The sequence below is a fragment of the Pseudomonas sp. VD-NE ins genome (assembly GCF_031882575.1).
GTDB lineage: Bacteria > Pseudomonadota > Gammaproteobacteria > Pseudomonadales > Pseudomonadaceae > Aquipseudomonas > Aquipseudomonas fluorescens_BZ.
Genome location: NZ_CP134772.1, coordinates 5,902,499 through 5,918,635, shown reverse-complemented (window position 1 = coordinate 5,918,635; position 16,137 = coordinate 5,902,499). Strand labels below are relative to the sequence as shown.

Sequence of the window (16,137 nt, the reverse complement as noted above, 5' to 3'; positions counted from 1 at the left end):
ATGGCTCGTTACATTGGTCCAAAATGCAAACTCGCTCGTCGCGAAGGCACCGATCTCTTCCTGAAGAGCGGCGTGCGCGCGATCGAATCGAAGTGCAACATTGAAGCAGCACCTGGTATCCACGGCCAACGCCGCGGTCGCCAGTCCGATTACGGCACCCAACTGCGTGAAAAGCAGAAGGTCCGTCGTATTTACGGCGTTCTCGAGCGTCAGTTCAGCGGCTACTACAAAGAAGCTGCTGGCAAGAAAGGTGCAACCGGTGAAAACCTGCTGCAACTGCTCGAATGCCGTCTGGACAACGTTGTATACCGTATGGGCTTTGGTTCGACTCGTGCCGAATCCCGTCAGCTGGTATCGCACAAGTCGATCAGCGTTAACGGTCAGACCGTAAACGTTCCGTCGTATCAGGTTCGTGCTGGTGACGTGGTTGCAGTACGCGAGAAAGCAAAAAACCAACTTCGCATTGTCCAAGCTCTCGATCTGTGTGCCCAACGTGGCCGCGTAGAATGGGTAGAAGTAGACACTGAGAAGAAGTCGGGCGTTTTCAAGAACGTTCCTGCTCGCAGTGATCTGTCCGCCGACATCAACGAAAGCCTGATTGTCGAGCTCTACTCCAAGTAAGGGCTAGAAAATAGGTGCATCCATGCAGATTTCGGTAAATGAGTTCCTGACACCCCGCCACATTGATGTGCAGGTTGTCAGTCCAACCCGCGCCAAGATCACTCTCGAGCCTCTCGAGCGTGGTTTTGGCCACACCCTGGGCAACGCGCTGCGACGCATCCTGTTGTCCTCAATGCCCGGCTGCGCAGTAGTCGAGGCCGAGATTGACGGTGTGCTCCACGAGTACAGCGCCATCGAAGGTGTACAGGAAGACGTAATTGAAATCCTGTTGAACCTTAAAGGTCTGGCCATCAAGCTGCACGGTCGTGACGAAGTTACGCTGACCTTGTCGAAGAAGGGTTCGGGGGTGGTTACCGCTGCCGATATTCAGCTGGATCATGATGTCGAGATCGTTAATCCCGATCACGTAATCGCTAACCTGGCGTCTAACGGCGCCCTGAACATGAAGCTCACCGTAGCTCGTGGTCGTGGTTATGAACCAGCCGACTCGCGTCAGAGCGATGAAGACGAAAGCCGCAGCATCGGTCGCTTGCAGCTTGACTCTTCGTTCAGCCCGGTTCGCCGTATCGCATACGTGGTGGAAAACGCCCGTGTCGAGCAGCGTACCAACCTGGACAAGCTGGTTATTGATCTGGAAACCAACGGTACTCTGGATCCTGAAGAGGCTATCCGCCGCGCTGCAACCATCCTGCAACAGCAGTTGGCTGCGTTCGTCGACCTCAAAGGTGACAGTGAGCCAGTGGTTGTCGAGCAGGAAGACGAGATCGATCCGATCCTGCTTCGCCCGGTTGACGATCTGGAACTGACTGTACGTTCGGCTAACTGCCTTAAGGCGGAAAACATCTACTACATCGGTGACCTGATTCAGCGTACCGAAGTAGAGCTGTTGAAGACTCCGAACCTTGGCAAGAAATCCTTGACTGAAATCAAGGACGTTCTGGCCTCCCGCGGTCTGTCCCTCGGCATGCGCCTCGACAACTGGCCGCCTGCAAGTCTTAAGAAGGACGACAAGGCGACTGCCTGATCGTCGTAATCACCGAACGTAGTGTTTGGTAAGGAATGAACCATGCGTCATCGTAAAAGTGGTCGTCACCTGAGCCGCACCAGCTCGCACCGCAAGGCCATGTTCCAAAACATGGCGGTGTCGCTGTTCGAGCACGAGCTGATCAAAACTACTCTGCCAAAAGCCAAAGAACTGCGTCGCGTTGCTGAGCCGCTGATCACTCTGGCCAAGACAGATAGCCTGGCTAACCGCCGTCTGGCTTTCGACCGTACTCGTTCGAAAGCTATCGTTGGTAAGCTCTTCAACGACCTGGGCAAGCGTTACGCTACCCGTGAGGGTGGCTACCTGCGCATCCTCAAGTGCGGTTTCCGCGCTGGCGACAACGCGCCTATGGCGTACGTCGAGTTGGTTGATCGTGCTACTGCCGGCGAAGCTGTATCCGCCGAGTAAGACGTCAGTCTGAAACAAAAAACCGGGCCTAGTGCCCGGTTTTTTGTGCGCGCAAGAAAATGCGCTGTTCATACAAGCTTTTGACATGTCTCTGTTGTCACTATGCGCTGGGAACATGATTAGTAATTATCTATCGATGTGCACAAGTTAATGAATTTGTAGCTGTCACATGGATGATCGATACTTCCCAACAAGCCGATTAGCCGGCAGTTTCAAGACTGACAGAGGAAGATGACCGTATGAGCCAGATCAAAACGCTTACGACCGCCAGTGGCGCACCTGTCGCTGATAACCAGAATTCTCGCTCCGCCGGTCCTCGTGGCCCGTTGCTGCTCGACGATTTCCACTTGCTCGAAAAGCTCGCTCACTTCAATCGTGAAAACATCCCTGAACGTCGCGTACACGCCAAAGGCTCAGGTGCTTACGGCACGTTTACCGTGACCCGCGACATCACCGAATACACCAGCGCCAAGTTGTTTGAATCTGTCGGTAAACAAACCCCGACGTTTTTGCGATTCTCCACGGTAGGCGGCGAACGCGGTTCTGCCGACACCGAGCGCGATCCACGCGGTTTCGCGTTGAAGTTCTACACCGAAGAAGGCAATTGGGACATCGTTGGCAACAACACGCCAGTGTTCTTCATTCGCGATCCGCTGAAATTCCCTGACTTTATCCACACGCAAAAACGCCTGCCGCAAAGCAACCTGAAAAGCGCGCAGATGATGTGGGACTTCTGGTCGCATTCGCCTGAAGCGCTGCACCAGGTCACCATTCTGTTCTCCGATCGAGGGATCCCGGACGGTTACCGTCACATGCACGGCTTCGGCAGCCACACCTACAGCCTGATCAGCGCGAAAGGTGAGCGTCACTGGGTGAAGTGGCATTACAAAACCAAGCAAGGTATCAAGAATCTGGCTCCGGCCGATGCTGCGCGGTTGGCTGGCACCGATCCGGATTACGCCCAGCGTGATCTGTTCGAAGCGATCGAACGCGGTGACTTCCCGAAATGGCGCGTATGCATCCAGATCATGACTGAAGCCCAGGCTGCAGCGCATTACGAGAACCCGTTCGACGTGACCAAGACGTGGTCGCAGAAGGAGTTCCCGCTGATCGAAGTCGGTGAACTGGAACTGAACCGCAACCCGCTGAACTATTTCGCTGAAGTCGAGCAAGCCGCGTTCGGCCCGAGCAACATGGTGCCAGGCGTTGGTCTCTCGCCAGACCGCATGCTGCAAGGTCGCGTATTCGCCTATGCCGACGCACACCGCTACCGTGTGGGCACCAATCACCAGCAGTTGCCGGTGAACGCGCCACGTAGCCGGGTGAACACTTACCAGCGTGATGGCTCGATGGCGTTCGGCAGCAACGGTGGTGCCGCGCCTAACTACGAACCGAACAGCTATACCGAAGCGCCGAAACAAGCTCCGCGTTACGCTGAGCCGGCACTGGCCTTGAGCGGTGCTGCAGATCGCTACGATCACCGCGAGGATACCGATTACTACAGCCACGCCGGTGCGCTGTTCCGACTGATGAGTGATGAGCAGAAAGCCCTGTTGGTAAGTAACATCGCTGGAGCGATGGGTGGGGTTTCGACTGATGTCGTCGACCGTCAGTTGCAGCATTTCTACAAAGCCGACCCCGCGTATGGAGAAGCAATCGCAAAGCTGCTCAACGTACAGCTTAACGAAGTCTAAACGAGAAGCAGAACCGCCCTCATTTGGGCGGTTTTTGCGATATTTAGCCTGCTTTTCTCAGAATATCTTCGCTTTTATTGCGCTAGGCGGGTGACCTTCCAGTCAGGTTGGTTCAAACTACAGACTTTCAAGTAGGGAGATGTAGGGCGATGCAAGGCCACCCAGACGTAATCGATTACCTCAACACGTTGCTGACCGGCGAACTGGCCGCGCGTGATCAATATTTCGTTCATTCGCGGATGTATGAGGACTGGGGGTTCACCAAGCTCTACGAGCGAATCAACCACGAGATGGAAGAAGAGGCGGGTCACGCTGATGCATTGATGCGCCGGATTCTGATGCTCGAAGGCACGCCGCGCATGCGTCCGGATGATCTGGATGTCGGCACCACTGTGCCGGAGATGCTCGAAGCCGATCTGCGTCTTGAGTACAAAGTCCGCGCTGCGCTGTGCAAAGGCATCGAGCTGTGCGAGCAGCACAAAGACTATGTCAGCCGCGAGATCCTGCGCGTGCAGTTGAACGACACCGAAGAAGATCACACCTACTGGCTGGAAAAGCAGTTGGGCTTGATCAAGCTGATCGGTCTCGAGAATTACCTGCAATCTCACACTTCCTGATTGCAAAACGATACAAAAAAGCCCCTGTCACTGATGAAGTGACAGGGGCTTTTTCATGCCCGGCGTTTAAGCCCGATCACGGATCAGCAATGGCTTGAGGTAATGGCCGGTGTGAGATTGCTTCATCTCGGCCACATCCTCAGGCGTGCCGGTGGCAATGATCTGCCCACCTTTGGAGCCGCCCTCCGGCCCCAGATCGACCAGCCAGTCGGCCGTCTTGATCACGTCGAGGTTGTGTTCGATCACCACCACTGTGTTGCCGTGGTCGCGCAGTCGATGCAACACATCGAGCAACTGCTGAATATCCGCGAAGTGCAGACCGGTGGTCGGCTCATCGAGGATGTACAGGGTCTTGCCGGTGTCACGCTTGGACAGTTCGCGGGACAGCTTCACCCTCTGCGCTTCACCGCCGGACAACGTGGTCGCCGACTGTCCGAGCTTGATGTACGACAGACCGACATCCATCAGCGTCTGCAGCTTGCGCGCCAGCGCCGGCACCGCATCGAAGAACTCCCGGGCTTCCTCGATAGTCATCTCGAGGGTTTCGTGGATGCTCTTGCCCTTGTATTTGATCTCAAGGGTTTCGCGGTTGTAGCGCTTGCTCTTGCACACGTCGCACGGCACGTAGATGTCCGGGAGGAAGTGCATTTCCACCTTGATCAGGCCATCGCCCTGGCACGCTTCGCAACGACCGCCCTTGACGTTGAAGGAGAAACGCCCCGGACCGTAACCACGGGAACGTGACTCAGGTACGCCGGCGAACAATTCACGGATCGGCGTGAACAGCCCGGTGTAAGTGGCCGGGTTGGAACGCGGCGTACGACCGATCGGGCTCTGGTCGATGTCGACGACTTTGTCGAGATGCTCCAGGCCTTTGATGCTGTCGTGCGCTGCGGCTTCCAGCGTGGTCGCGCCGTTGAGCGCCGTGGCGCTGAGCGGAAACAGCGTGTTGTTGATCAGCGTCGACTTGCCCGAACCTGAAACGCCAGTTACGCAAGTCAGCAGACCGATCGGAATGTCCAGATCGACATTACGCAGGTTGTTGCCACGCGCCCCTTTGAGCGACAGATTGAGCTTCTTGTTGCGCGGGGTACGTTTGGCCGGCACTTCGATCTTCACTCGGCCTGACAGGTATTTACCGGTCAGGGAATCAGGATGCGCCATGACTTCGGCCGGCGTACCTTCGGCAACGATCTGCCCACCGTGCACCCCGGCGCCGGGGCCGATATCGACGACATAGTCAGCCAAGCGAATCGCATCTTCGTCGTGCTCGACCACGATCACCGTATTACCGATGTCGCGCAGGTGCTTGAGCGTGCCGAGCAGTCGATCATTGTCACGCTGGTGCAAACCAATGGACGGTTCGTCGAGGATGTACAAGACGCCAACGAGGCCCGCACCGATCTGGCTGGCCAGACGAATACGTTGTGCTTCACCACCGGAAAGGGTGTCAGCGCTGCGATCCAGCGACAGATAATCGAGACCGACGTTGACGAGGAACTGCAGACGCTCACGGATTTCCTTGAGAATCTTGTCCGCGATCTCGCCACGGCGGCCGGTCATCTTCAGCTCGCCGAAGTACTCGCAAGCATCGCCGATCGGCAGGTTGGTCACCGCAGGCAGAGTCTTCTCGCCAACCCAGACGTGGCGCGCTTCACGACGCAAACGGGTACCACGGCAATCCGGGCAGGACTGAGTGCTGAGAAACTTGGCCAGCTCTTCGCGAACGCTCGCCGACTCGGTCTCGCGGTAGCGACGCTCCAGGTTCGGCACGATGCCTTCGAACGGGTGCGAGCGTTTGACGATGTCGCCACGGTCGTTCAGGTATTTGAAGTCGACGTTCTGCGAGCCGCTGCCATGCAGGATGAATTTCTGCTGATCGGCCGGCAGTTCGTTGAACGGTACTTCGAGACTGAAACCGTAGTGCGAGGCCAGTGAGCCGAGCATCTGGAAGTAGTAGACGTTACGCCGGTCCCAGCCGCGAATCGCACCTTCGGCCAAGGTCAGGTCGCCGTTGACCAGCCGCTTGATGTCGAAAAACTGCTTCACGCCCAGGCCATCACAGGTCGGGCAAGCGCCGGCGGGGTTGTTGAAGGAGAACAGCTTGGGTTCCAGCTCACTGATCGCGTGGCCGCAGATCGGGCAGGCGAAGCGCGCGGAGAAGATCATCTCCTCACCCGGCTCGTCGTCCATCGGCGCGACCAGTGCAATGCCATCTGCCAGTTTCAATGCGGTCTCGAAAGACTCGGCCAGACGTTGCTGCAGATCGGCGCGTACCTTGAAACGGTCGACGATTACATCGATCGAGTGCTTCTTCTGTTTATCCAGTTTCGGCAGTTCGTCGAGCTCACAGATGCGGCCGTTGACCCGGGCGCGAACGAAACCTTGTGCGCGCAGCTCTTCGAAGACCGACAGGTGTTCACCTTTACGCTCGCGGATCACCGGCGCCAGCAGCATGAGTTTGCTGCCTTCCGGTTGCGCCAGCACCAGGTCAACCATCTGGCTGACGGTCTGCGCCTCCAGTGGAATATCGTGATCCGGGCAACGCGGCGTGCCGACGCGTGCATAAAGCAGGCGCAGGTAGTCGTAGATTTCGGTGATGGTGCCGACCGTGGAGCGCGGGTTGTGCGAAGTCGACTTCTGTTCGATGGAGATCGCCGGCGACAGGCCTTCGATGGTGTCGACGTCGGGTTTTTCCATCATCGACAGGAACTGGCGGGCGTAGGCCGACAGCGATTCGACATAGCGGCGCTGACCTTCGGCGTACAGGGTGTCGAAGGCCAGGGACGACTTGCCGGATCCGGACAGGCCGGTGATGACGATCAGCTTGTCCCGTGGCAGGGTCAGGTCGATGTTCTTCAGGTTGTGGGTACGGGCCCCACGTATCAGGATCTTGTCCAAAGTGGCCTCGCTCGGCGGGCGTCGAAAACGTAGGAGTATACGGGCAAATACTGGATGGATGCACACTATCAAACGAAGGGTTTTTTGCCCTGGATGAAGAGAGTTTCATCTATACGCGTCAAAGCGTCGCGATCTACCCCGTCTTCCGATGGGACTGGTAGAATCGCCGCCGGTTCACACGAGGTTTTTCCATGCACGATCCCCACAGCGAACGCATGAGTGGCAGCGAGACCCGCGCGGCGAGCGGTCTGGCCCTGGTGTTCGCCTTCCGTATGCTTGGCATGTTCATGGTGTTGCCGGTACTGGCGACCTACGGCATGGATCTGGCTGGAGCGACCCCGGCCCTGATCGGGCTGGCTATCGGCGCTTACGGCCTCACCCAGGCAATCTTCCAGATTCCCTTCGGGATCATTTCCGACCGCATAGGCCGTCGTCCGGTGATTTACCTCGGGCTGATCGTTTTCGCTCTCGGCAGTGTTCTGGCTTCACAGGCTGATTCGATCTGGGGCGTGATCGCCGGACGGATCCTGCAAGGCGCCGGGGCTATTTCCGCCGCAGTCATGGCGTTGCTCTCCGATCTGACCCGCGAACAGCACCGCACCAAAGCCATGGCCATGATTGGCATGACGATTGGCCTGTCGTTCGCCGTGGCCATGGTGGTCGGGCCGCTGCTGACCCGTGCTTTCGGCTTGTCCGGGCTGTTCCTCGCCACCGGCGGCATGGCGCTGGTCGGGATCCTGATCATCATGTTCATGGTGCCGCGCTCCACGGGCCCGCTGCAGCATCGTGAATCCGGTGTCGCGCGTCAGGCCTTGATGCCGACGCTCAAGCATCCAGACCTGCTGCGCCTCGATCTGGGCATCTTTGTGTTACATGCCATGTTGATGTCGAGCTTCGTTGCATTGCCCTTGGCGCTGGTGGAAAAAGCCGGTTTGCCCAAGGAGCAGCACTGGTGGGTCTATCTCACCGCGTTGCTGATTTCGTTCTTCGCCATGATCCCGTTCATTATCTATGGCGAGAAGAAACGCAAAATGAAACGAATTTTGCTCGGCGCCGTCCTGACGCTGATGCTGACTGAGCTATTCTTCTGGCAGTTCGGTGACAGCCTGCGGGCTCTGGTGATCGGTACGGTGGTGTTCTTCACCGCATTCAATCTGCTGGAGGCTTCATTGCCGTCGCTGATCAGCAAGGTTTCACCGGCGGGCGGGAAGGGCACGGCCATGGGCGTGTATTCCACCAGCCAGTTCCTCGGATCGGCACTCGGCGGCATACTCGGTGGCTGGCTGTTTCAGCATGGCGGTCTGTCGGTTGTGTTCCTTGGATGTGCGGGTCTGGCTGCCATCTGGCTGGCCTTTGCTGTTACCATGCGCGAACCACCCTACGTGACGAGCCTGCGCTTGCCGTTGTCGCCCGAGGCGATCCGCGAAGCGGGTCTGGTCGAGCGCCTCAAGGCCCTCGTAGGGGTAACCGATGCAGTGATAGTTGCTGACGAAGCGGCTGTTTACATCAAACTGGACAAAGAATTAGTGGATCGCGACACCCTCGAACGCCTGGTGAACAACCCGGCCGGGGCTGCTTGCGAAGCCTAGGAGAACGTTATGGCCCGTGGGGTTAACAAAGTCATATTGGTCGGCACTTGCGGCCAGGATCCCGAAGTTCGCTACCTGCCTAACGGTAACGCCGTGACCAACCTGAGTCTGGCAACCAGCGAACAGTGGACCGACAAGCAAACCGGTCAGAAGGTCGAGAAGACCGAATGGCACCGTGTTTCGATGTTCGGCAAGGTTGCCGAAATCGCCGGCGAATACCTGCGCAAGGGTTCGCAGGTCTACATCGAAGGCAAGTTGCAGACCCGCGAGTGGGAAAAAGACGGTATCAAGCGTTACACCACTGAAATCGTGGTCGACATGCAAGGCACCATGCAACTGCTCGGCGGCCGTCCACAACAGGGCGACCAACAAGGCGGTGGCAACAACTACCAGCAGTCGGCTCCATCTGCGCCACGCCAGCAGGCTCCGCGCCCGCAGCAGTCGGCTCCGCAACAGCGTTCGGCCCCGGCTCCACAGCAGGCCGCACCGCAACCGGCTCCGGATTTCGATAGCTTTGATGACGATATCCCGTTCTGATTTGTTGCTGCACCCGCTCTAAATAAAAAGGCCCGTCGCTCAAACGACGGGCCTTTTTTGTGGGATTTTTTTCGTCTGCGGTTTCCCAAATCCCTGTGGAAGCTGGCTTGCCAGCGATCACGGCGGATCAGTCAACAAATGAGTCGACTGACAATCCGTCATCGCTGGCAAGCCAGCTCCCACATGGAAATTTGTGTTTCAGTCAAGGATCAGGTGCGGCAGAAAGCGGCTGGAATCTTTGGTGATCAGGCTGTTGTCTTCCCGTACACCAATCCCCGCTGCCTGATCGCCAATCACCCACGAACCAATCAGCGTGTAACTCTCACCAAACTTCGGCAGTGGCGCAAATTCCTGCAGGATAAATGGCGCATCGGTGTAGGGCCCGTCCTCTTTGACGATCAGACCGTCAGCCGTTTGCAGCTCAATGTTGGCGCCTTCGCGGGAAAAGTACGGCTTGCGTACCCAGCCCTTGGGCACCGCGCTGGCCGGATTCGGATCAAGATGCGCCGCGAGCAGATTCGGGTGGCCCTTATGCAGTTCCCACAGCAACGGCAGCGCACCCTTGTTCGACAGGATCGCCTTCCACGCCGGTTCGAAAAACTGCGTATCGCTCTCGGCAATCGCAGCGCCGAATGGTTCGTGGAAGATGAATTCCCAGGCATGCAGTTTGAACAGGTGGGGGATCCAGCGATCTTCCAGGTCGACGAAACGCCCCTCAGCGGTCAAACCGATGTCTTCGATATCGATATGCCGCGATTCGATGCCGACTTTTTCCGCGATCAGTCGCAGGTAATCCGTGGTGCCCTTGTCCTCGACCGAGTCTTTCATCGAGGCAAAGTAGAACGGCCGCTTCAGCTGCAATTCGGCGAAGGCCTGGTGCAACTGGGTGTCGATGCTGTTGAACTGGTCGGCATGGCGCGGCAGCGTGCCACGCTCGATGCATTGTTCCAGCCAGCCCCATTGAAACGCCGCTGCTTCGTAAAGGCTGGTCGGCGTGTCGTAGTTGAGCTCCAGCAGTTTCGCCGGGCCGTTACCGCTGTAGGAAAAGTCCATGCGCCCGTACAGATGCGGATGACCTTCCCGCCAGGAGGTGCGGATCATGTCGTAGTACGCCGGCGGGATGCTCAGGCGATCCAGCAGTTCTTCGCTGTTGACCACGCGGTCGACCAGGTCCATGCACATCTCGTGCAGTTCGGTGGTCGGGTCCTCAAGATCGTTTTCGATCTGCGCGAGCGTGAACTGGTAGTACGCGCTTTCGTCCCAGTACGGCTCGTCGTCGATGGTGTGGAACATGAAGCCGAGGCTCTCGGCAGTCTGTTTCCAGTCAGGCCGCTCGACGCATAGGATCTTCTTCATTGTCAGCTGCTCGAACGACCGGAACTGCTGCCCCAGCCACCCCAACCGCTACGGGCGCTGGATTGGCTGCCGAAGCCGCCGCGTGACGTCGAAGAAGCCACGTTGACCGGTTTGCTTTTGCTGCTTTCGTAATCCGTTTGGCTGCGCGTCGTGGTGTCGGCTCTGCGGTACTGCGTCGAGGTGTTGTATGGCTGGCGCGTTTCGCGATCGCGGTAAACCGTGCGTTCGGCGTTGTTGCTCATCGCATTGCCGATCAGCCAGCCGGTCAGCCAGCCATTTCCGCCACCGCCGCCGCCACCACCGCTGGAGACGTGCGAAGTGCTTTGCACATTCTGCGCCGTAGCATTACCGGCGGGCATTTGGGCATTGGCGATGGCATCAAGGCTTTGCGCCGGCGCACCTTCCTGCGGCACTTTGAAACCGCCGAGTTTCGGCACGAAGCGGCCGTCGGAGTTCTTCTGGCACCAGTCAGCGGCAAAATCCGCGTCGCACTTGGCCTTGTCGTCATACGCCGGGGCGATGCGCCGGTGTTCGGTCAGGGCGGCGACGTAGGCGTTGGAGCAGACATCGGCGGCCACTTCGGCGTCGACACACTGTTCCACATTCTGGAAATTGCGTGGTTGATCCGCGGCTGTCGCCTGGCCGGAGATGGCCATGGCCACCGAGGCGGCGAGAGACAACTGAACGTATTTGCTGCGTTTCATCTAAGGCTTCCTGCCGGTCAGTTGGACGGTGTCATGCACGCGGCATTGAGCATGCCGACGCTGATTGCGACCGCAGCAACGTAGATGCCGGAGGCTATTTCACCGTTGGCGATGCGCTGGGACGTACCTTTGAGCACCAGGCCCGTGGCGAGAAACGCGAGCAGTTGCACGACGGCGGCAATCACGGCCCAGAGCACGAAGTCGAGGACATTGACCGAAAACGCAATTACGTTACTGGCTGGAATCGCGAAGCCGATGATCGCGCCGGCCAGGGCGATGGCAGCGGCAACGTTGCCGGAGCGAATCAGCTCGAATTCCTTGTGCGGGGTGATGCGCGTGTAGACGAATTGAAACAGCATGAACAGCAGTACGGCGCCGATGAGGTAGACGACGAAACCGACCAGTGCGGTTTTGTTCAGGGAAACGGCCAGCACTTCCAGCATGAAAAACTTCCTTTTTTAAATGGTGCTCAGATCTGTCGTGTACAGCGAGATGCCCAGCGAGGTGCTCAGGCTGACGGTGCCTTCTTCATCCTGTTCGACGGAGAACAGCAGCAATTCGCGGCGATCGGTCAGGCCGGTCTCGCGTGCATAAAGCATTGAGTGATGTTCGATGGTGTAGCTCTCGTCCGGATTGACCACTTGTTCGGTCATCGGTACGAGTTCGGTCTGGCCTTGTTCGGTGCCCCACTCGCGGGTGTATTCGACACCGCCGTGGTTGTAACCGGGTAAGCCGATCTGGCTGTTGGGGCCGGCCAGGCGCTGCAGTTCGGCGTCACTGTTGACCGTCACGTAACTGAGGTAGTTGAACAGGGTGACCGATTCAATCTGGTCTTCACCGGTGACGTGGATCTGCAACCAGAAATCCTCGTCATTCATGTAATAGCGGTGCAGTTTGTTGGACTGGCCGAGGTCGACCCAGCCATGGCTCCAGATCGCCTGATCGAAGGGCACCCGCACGGTGGTCGAACCATCGAGCAGCAGCGCCAGGGTTGTATCGAACCGGACGGCCTTGCCTTGCGCCATGCCGAGTGGGCCACTGGCAACGGTCGGTGTTGGCGCAGCGGTCTGCCAGTTGCTGGTGCCCAGCAAGTCTTTAAACCATCCCATGGGTACGTTCCTTGAAGCGGGTGGAAGTGTTCGTCGGCGAAAAAGCGTCGCTAGTGTACCGGGCGAACCGGTGAACGAGCAGAAGGATTTTTACGCCGCAAACCATGTGGGAGCGAGCTTGCTCGCGAAGAGGGCATATCAGTCAATATTGATATCGACTGATACGACGCTTTCGCGAGCAGGCTCGCTCCCACAGGTTTTTTGCCCTGCGTTACTGCGAGGACTTTTGCTTCAGACGCTCGAGAATCGCATTGGCGCTGCCTTCGTTCGGCGTGATGCCGGCGTCGCGCAGTTTGCGTTCCAGATCGTTGCCGGTCGAAGCGTCGGCCAGCTCGTCCGCAGCGCTGAGTTCAGCCGCGCGCTGCTGCTGCTTGGCTTGCAGACGGTTCAAAGTGCCGACGGCGGTTTCCAGTTTGCCATTGGCGCCACCGCTGGCGATGGAGGCGCTGACCTGGGCTTTCTGCACGCTTTCACGGGCCTTGGCCATGTCCACTTGCTGGCGCAGGCTCTTGATACGCGACTCGGCCTTGCTGATGTCTTTGCGCATGTTTTCGGCGTAGGTGCCGAATTCGTCGCTCTGCTTTTTCTCAACATCCAGTTCGTTGGTCAGGGTCGAAATCGCTTCGGCCACTTCCAGTGCCAGGTCTTCGCGGCCGGCGTTCAGCGCCGAGACGGCTTTGGCTTCCAGATCCTTGATCTTGGCGTCGTACTCGCTCACGCGGTCGGCAGCCAGTTTGTGCTTGGCCATGATAGTGACCAGTTCGCGACGAGCGTTCGACAGCGCGCTGTCGGCATCGCGGATTTCCTGGTCGAGGATGCGCAGGGCCTGTTGGTCGGCAATTGCTTCGCCGACTTCATTGGCGCCGCCGCGCAGCGCGGTGAACAACTTGCTCCAGATGGACTGAGTCATTGGATATTCCCTGTTGATTACTTGAAGAAGTGTTCGAAGGCTTCACTCGCGCGCTGCACGTTGTCGACCAGGGTTTTCACCTCGGTCACCACGTTGGTCAGGCTCGAGTCGGCGCTGAGGGCGCCAAACATGTTGTAAACGGTCTGCCCGTTCGGCATCGACTCGATACCGATCGACGACAGCGGGAACATTTCCCGGCTGCGCAATACGGCGTCGTTGAAGGCCGCTACGTTCGAGATCGAGTCGATGTCCACCAGCACGGTGTCGACGATGATCTGCTGGCCAGCCAGGGCGATGTGAATCGGCAGACCGCCGAATTCGTTCATTTCCAGCTTGATGCTGGGTTCGGAGCTCTGGATCAGCGACAGCGTGATCTCTTGCGAAGCCACCTCGTCCAGGGCCTTGAGGGCATTGAAGAGGCTATCGATGGTCCAGTTGTTGCCTGCGCTCATGTAATTCTCCGACATGAAAGAGCCAGCCAGAATCGGTTGGCGTAGCTGTTGCTCCATTTGCTTGAGCAAGCTTCGGTTTTCGGGAAGCACCCAAGTTTCGTGTTTCACATAACCGGCAGCGGCCAGGCCCGCGCGCATCTGCTTCATATAGAAGCTCGATGGTTTTTTCGTGGACGCTTTCGCACGCTCTCCCTTGGGGCTCTCTGATTTCGCGGTGGGGGAACGGCTTTTCATGGCAATGGCTCGGTTATGAACATCTCACGCGTGAGCCACACTACAACCAATTCAAAGTGCCATCAATGGCTCACGCGTGAGATTTTTGTGACAGGTGTAAAAAGGCCCGCTGCAAGGCGGGCCTGGTGTTTTTGCAGAATGTTACTCAACGTTGAGCGGCGAGGAATTCGTCAGTGGACACCACGCTGGCGTAGGCGAACCCCAGCGCCGACATGAAGGCCGCATGGACGTGAGCGGCCGGCACCGTCATGCCATTGAATTCCAGATCACGGCTGGCGCAGGCATCGTGAATCACCGTGACGGCGTAACCCAGATCCGCCGCCGCACGGGTAATACCGTCAACGCACATGTGGCTCATGCTGCCGACCACCATCAGTTCCTTGATGCCTTGCTCGTCGAGGATCGCTTGCAGTTCGGTTTCGCGGAACGAGTTGACGAAGTGCTTGAGCACCACCGGCTCATCGGCGCGGTTGAGCACTTTCGAGTGCAACTTGGCGCCCTCGGAACCCGGGGTGAAAAACGGCGCGTCGGCTGAGGTGAATTCGTGGCGAATGTGTATTACCGAATCGCCGGCCTCGCGGAACGCGGCGATCAGCCGGGCGGCGTTGTCGGCAGCCGCGTCGGCACCGGCCAGCGGCCACTTGCCTTGGGGGAAGTAGTCGTTCTGGATATCGACTACGATGAGCGCTTGCTTGGCCATGGGTGTGTCCTCGATGGATTGGCTGGAAGTGGCTTCAGTATTGGCGCTGATCAGCGCTTCGAGGATTGGCCGCACCGACAATAGACAGGGGAAAACTGACAATGGGCGCAGAAAGGGCCGCCATCGCTGAGCTGGGCGTGCTGATCTATCCCGGTGCGCAGATGGCAGCGGTGCATGGTCTGACCGATCTGTTTGCGGTGGCCAACCGGATTGCCGCCGAACATCAGGCCGCGCAACTGCCGGTACTGCGAGTGAGTCATTGGCAGGTTGACGGTGAGCAGCCGCCAACGCGGATCTACACCAGTCATCCAGGTGACGATAGCGCTTTGCTGGCGGTGCTGATTCCACCCTCGATCGGCGGCTTTTCGGCGGCGCAAATGCCTGCCAGTCTGACGCAGTGGTTACGCGATCAGCATGCCCGCGGTGCTACGTTGGGCGGGGTTTGCGTAGGCTCGCTGTTGTTGGCTGAAAGCGGTTTGCTCGATGGCCGTAGCGCTACCACTCACTGGACTTCGGCCAAGGCCTTTGCCGAGCGTTATCCGAAGATCAGACTCAAGGCCGATACCCCGATTGTCGATGACGGCGACCTGATCACCACTGCCGGATTGATGGCGTGGTCGGAGCTGGGTTTGCGCCTGGTCAACCGACTGCTCGGGCCGAGCATCGCCACCGCCACTGCGCGATTCCTGGTGATCGAGCACAGTGACAGCGCGAGTGAGTGCGGGAGTAATTTTGCGCCGATTCTGAGCCATGGCGACGCGCCGATTCTCAAGGTTCAGCACTGGCTGCAAAGCACTGGCGCAACCGATGTTTCGCTGACGGCGATGGCCGAGCGGGCAGGCCTGGAGGAACGCACGTTTCTGCGCCGGTTTCGCGGGGCGACCGGGTTGAAACCCACCGAGTATTGCCAGCACTTGCGGGTGGGCAAAGCGCGGGAAATGCTCGAGTTCAGCAATGGCACCATCGATCACATTGCGTGGACGGTGGGGTATCAGGATCCGGGGGCGTTTCGCGGGATCTTCAAGAAGATCACCGGGCTGGCGCCGAGTGATTATCGGGCTCGGTTTGGTGTGATCCCAATCTCGAAAGCATCCATTACCTAATGTGGGAGCGAGCTTGCTCGCGAAAGCGGTGGGGGCTGTAAGTTTGATGTCGACTGACACGACGCCTTCGCGAGCAAGCTCGCTCCCACATTGAACTCTATAGGACTATAGGTCGTGCAATTTGCCGGTGTTTGGCGCGCGGTCGTGCAGATTGAAA

General features: G+C 58.3%; 16 protein-coding genes. 8 read left to right on the top strand and 8 right to left on the bottom strand.

The features are described from left to right. The 5 genes from rpsD to bfr all read left to right on the top strand — a co-directional run bounded on the left by rpsD (position 1) and on the right by bfr (position 4,385). A complete protein-coding gene (gene rpsD, locus RMV17_RS26405) occupies positions 1-621 on the top strand; it encodes a 30S ribosomal protein S4 (protein WP_003176404.1) in 621 nt (206 codons plus the stop codon). 22 nt (positions 622-643) lie between these two features. Then, entirely contained in the window at positions 644-1,645 is a 1,002-nt protein-coding gene (locus RMV17_RS26400; protein WP_003186012.1) for a DNA-directed RNA polymerase subunit alpha, read from the top strand. Positions 1,646-1,687: 42 nt separating this feature from the next. Then, the gene (gene rplQ, locus RMV17_RS26395; RefSeq protein ID WP_003176402.1) at positions 1,688-2,074 is read left to right on the top strand and encodes a 50S ribosomal protein L17; all 387 of its coding nucleotides are present in this window, start codon (positions 1,688-1,690) and stop codon (positions 2,072-2,074) included. A gap of 239 nt (positions 2,075-2,313) precedes the next feature. Further along, complete coding sequence (locus RMV17_RS26390; protein ID WP_311883716.1) at positions 2,314-3,768, top strand: catalase; 1,455 nt, start codon at positions 2,314-2,316, stop codon at positions 3,766-3,768. Between the two features lie 149 nt (positions 3,769-3,917). Beyond that, the gene (bfr, locus tag RMV17_RS26385) at positions 3,918-4,385 is read left to right on the top strand and encodes a bacterioferritin (protein ID WP_007918444.1); all 468 of its coding nucleotides are present in this window, start codon (positions 3,918-3,920) and stop codon (positions 4,383-4,385) included. A 66-nt stretch (positions 4,386-4,451) separates the two neighbouring features. On the opposite strand, the gene uvrA is transcribed toward bfr, so the two are convergent. After that, positions 4,452-7,286: an excinuclease ABC subunit UvrA gene (gene uvrA / locus RMV17_RS26380; protein WP_093434409.1), complete on the bottom strand. Its 2,835-nt coding sequence runs from the start codon at positions 7,284-7,286 to the stop codon at positions 4,452-4,454. A 191-nt stretch (positions 7,287-7,477) separates the two neighbouring features. Between uvrA and RMV17_RS26375 the strand changes: the two genes are divergently transcribed. Together RMV17_RS26375 and RMV17_RS26370 are read left to right on the top strand one after the other, a co-directional pair. After that, positions 7,478-8,875 carry an MFS transporter gene (locus tag RMV17_RS26375; RefSeq protein ID WP_034155935.1) on the top strand — a complete coding sequence of 466 codons (1,398 nt, stop codon included), beginning with the start codon at positions 7,478-7,480 and terminating at the stop codon, positions 8,873-8,875. A gap of 9 nt (positions 8,876-8,884) precedes the next feature. Beyond that, positions 8,885-9,412 carry a single-stranded DNA-binding protein gene (locus RMV17_RS26370; RefSeq protein WP_127929967.1) on the top strand — a complete coding sequence of 176 codons (528 nt, stop codon included), beginning with the start codon at positions 8,885-8,887 and terminating at the stop codon, positions 9,410-9,412. 198 nt (positions 9,413-9,610) lie between these two features. On the opposite strand, the gene RMV17_RS26365 is transcribed toward RMV17_RS26370, so the two are convergent. The 7 genes from RMV17_RS26365 to RMV17_RS26335 all read right to left on the bottom strand — a co-directional run bounded on the left by RMV17_RS26365 (position 9,611) and on the right by RMV17_RS26335 (position 14,877). Next, on the bottom strand, positions 9,611-10,768 hold the full coding sequence (locus tag RMV17_RS26365; protein ID WP_311883711.1) for a glutathionylspermidine synthase family protein: 1,158 nt from the start codon (positions 10,766-10,768) through the stop codon (positions 9,611-9,613). A 2-nt stretch (positions 10,769-10,770) separates the two neighbouring features. Beyond that, a complete protein-coding gene (locus tag RMV17_RS26360) occupies positions 10,771-11,472 on the bottom strand; it encodes a DUF1190 domain-containing protein (protein ID WP_311883710.1) in 702 nt (233 codons plus the stop codon). A gap of 17 nt (positions 11,473-11,489) precedes the next feature. Next, positions 11,490-11,915, bottom strand: a complete 426-nt coding sequence (locus tag RMV17_RS26355) for a DUF350 domain-containing protein (protein WP_016983572.1) — start codon at positions 11,913-11,915, stop codon at positions 11,490-11,492. Positions 11,916-11,930: 15 nt separating this feature from the next. Then, entirely contained in the window at positions 11,931-12,581 is a 651-nt protein-coding gene (locus tag RMV17_RS26350) for a DUF2491 family protein (protein WP_034155940.1), read from the bottom strand. 211 nt (positions 12,582-12,792) lie between these two features. Continuing rightward, a complete protein-coding gene (locus RMV17_RS26345) occupies positions 12,793-13,491 on the bottom strand; it encodes a PspA/IM30 family protein (protein ID WP_016983574.1) in 699 nt (232 codons plus the stop codon). A gap of 17 nt (positions 13,492-13,508) precedes the next feature. Further along, entirely contained in the window at positions 13,509-14,177 is a 669-nt protein-coding gene (locus RMV17_RS26340) for a YjfI family protein (RefSeq protein WP_034155941.1), read from the bottom strand. A gap of 145 nt (positions 14,178-14,322) precedes the next feature. Beyond that, entirely contained in the window at positions 14,323-14,877 is a 555-nt protein-coding gene (locus RMV17_RS26335; RefSeq protein WP_311883706.1) for a cysteine hydrolase family protein, read from the bottom strand. A gap of 101 nt (positions 14,878-14,978) precedes the next feature. Between RMV17_RS26335 and RMV17_RS26330 the strand changes: the two genes are divergently transcribed. After that, complete coding sequence (locus RMV17_RS26330) at positions 14,979-15,980, top strand: GlxA family transcriptional regulator (protein WP_311883704.1); 1,002 nt, start codon at positions 14,979-14,981, stop codon at positions 15,978-15,980. Positions 15,981-16,137: the final 157 nt, after the last annotated feature.

Bases quoted from the DNA above. Each gene is read 5' to 3' on its own strand.
- bfr (WP_007918444.1), top strand. From the start codon at position 3,918: ATGCAAGGCCACCCAGACGTAATCGATTACCTCAACACGTTGCTGACC.
- RMV17_RS26340 (WP_034155941.1), bottom strand. From the start codon at position 14,177: ATGAAAAGCCGTTCCCCCACCGCGAAATCAGAGAGCCCCAAGGGAGAG.
- rpsD (WP_003176404.1), top strand. From the start codon at position 1: ATGGCTCGTTACATTGGTCCAAAATGCAAACTCGCTCGTCGCGAAGGC.
- RMV17_RS26370 (WP_127929967.1), top strand. From the start codon at position 8,885: ATGGCCCGTGGGGTTAACAAAGTCATATTGGTCGGCACTTGCGGCCAG.
- RMV17_RS26345 (WP_016983574.1), bottom strand. From the start codon at position 13,491: ATGACTCAGTCCATCTGGAGCAAGTTGTTCACCGCGCTGCGCGGCGGC.
- RMV17_RS26365 (WP_311883711.1), bottom strand. From the start codon at position 10,768: ATGAAGAAGATCCTATGCGTCGAGCGGCCTGACTGGAAACAGACTGCC.
- rplQ (WP_003176402.1), top strand. From the start codon at position 1,688: ATGCGTCATCGTAAAAGTGGTCGTCACCTGAGCCGCACCAGCTCGCAC.
- RMV17_RS26355 (WP_016983572.1), bottom strand. From the start codon at position 11,915: ATGCTGGAAGTGCTGGCCGTTTCCCTGAACAAAACCGCACTGGTCGGT.
- RMV17_RS26335 (WP_311883706.1), bottom strand. From the start codon at position 14,877: ATGGCCAAGCAAGCGCTCATCGTAGTCGATATCCAGAACGACTACTTC.
- RMV17_RS26330 (WP_311883704.1), top strand. From the start codon at position 14,979: ATGGGCGCAGAAAGGGCCGCCATCGCTGAGCTGGGCGTGCTGATCTAT.
- RMV17_RS26350 (WP_034155940.1), bottom strand. From the start codon at position 12,581: ATGGGATGGTTTAAAGACTTGCTGGGCACCAGCAACTGGCAGACCGCT.
- RMV17_RS26400 (WP_003186012.1), top strand. From the start codon at position 644: ATGCAGATTTCGGTAAATGAGTTCCTGACACCCCGCCACATTGATGTG.
- RMV17_RS26360 (WP_311883710.1), bottom strand. From the start codon at position 11,472: ATGAAACGCAGCAAATACGTTCAGTTGTCTCTCGCCGCCTCGGTGGCC.
- RMV17_RS26375 (WP_034155935.1), top strand. From the start codon at position 7,478: ATGCACGATCCCCACAGCGAACGCATGAGTGGCAGCGAGACCCGCGCG.
- RMV17_RS26390 (WP_311883716.1), top strand. From the start codon at position 2,314: ATGAGCCAGATCAAAACGCTTACGACCGCCAGTGGCGCACCTGTCGCT.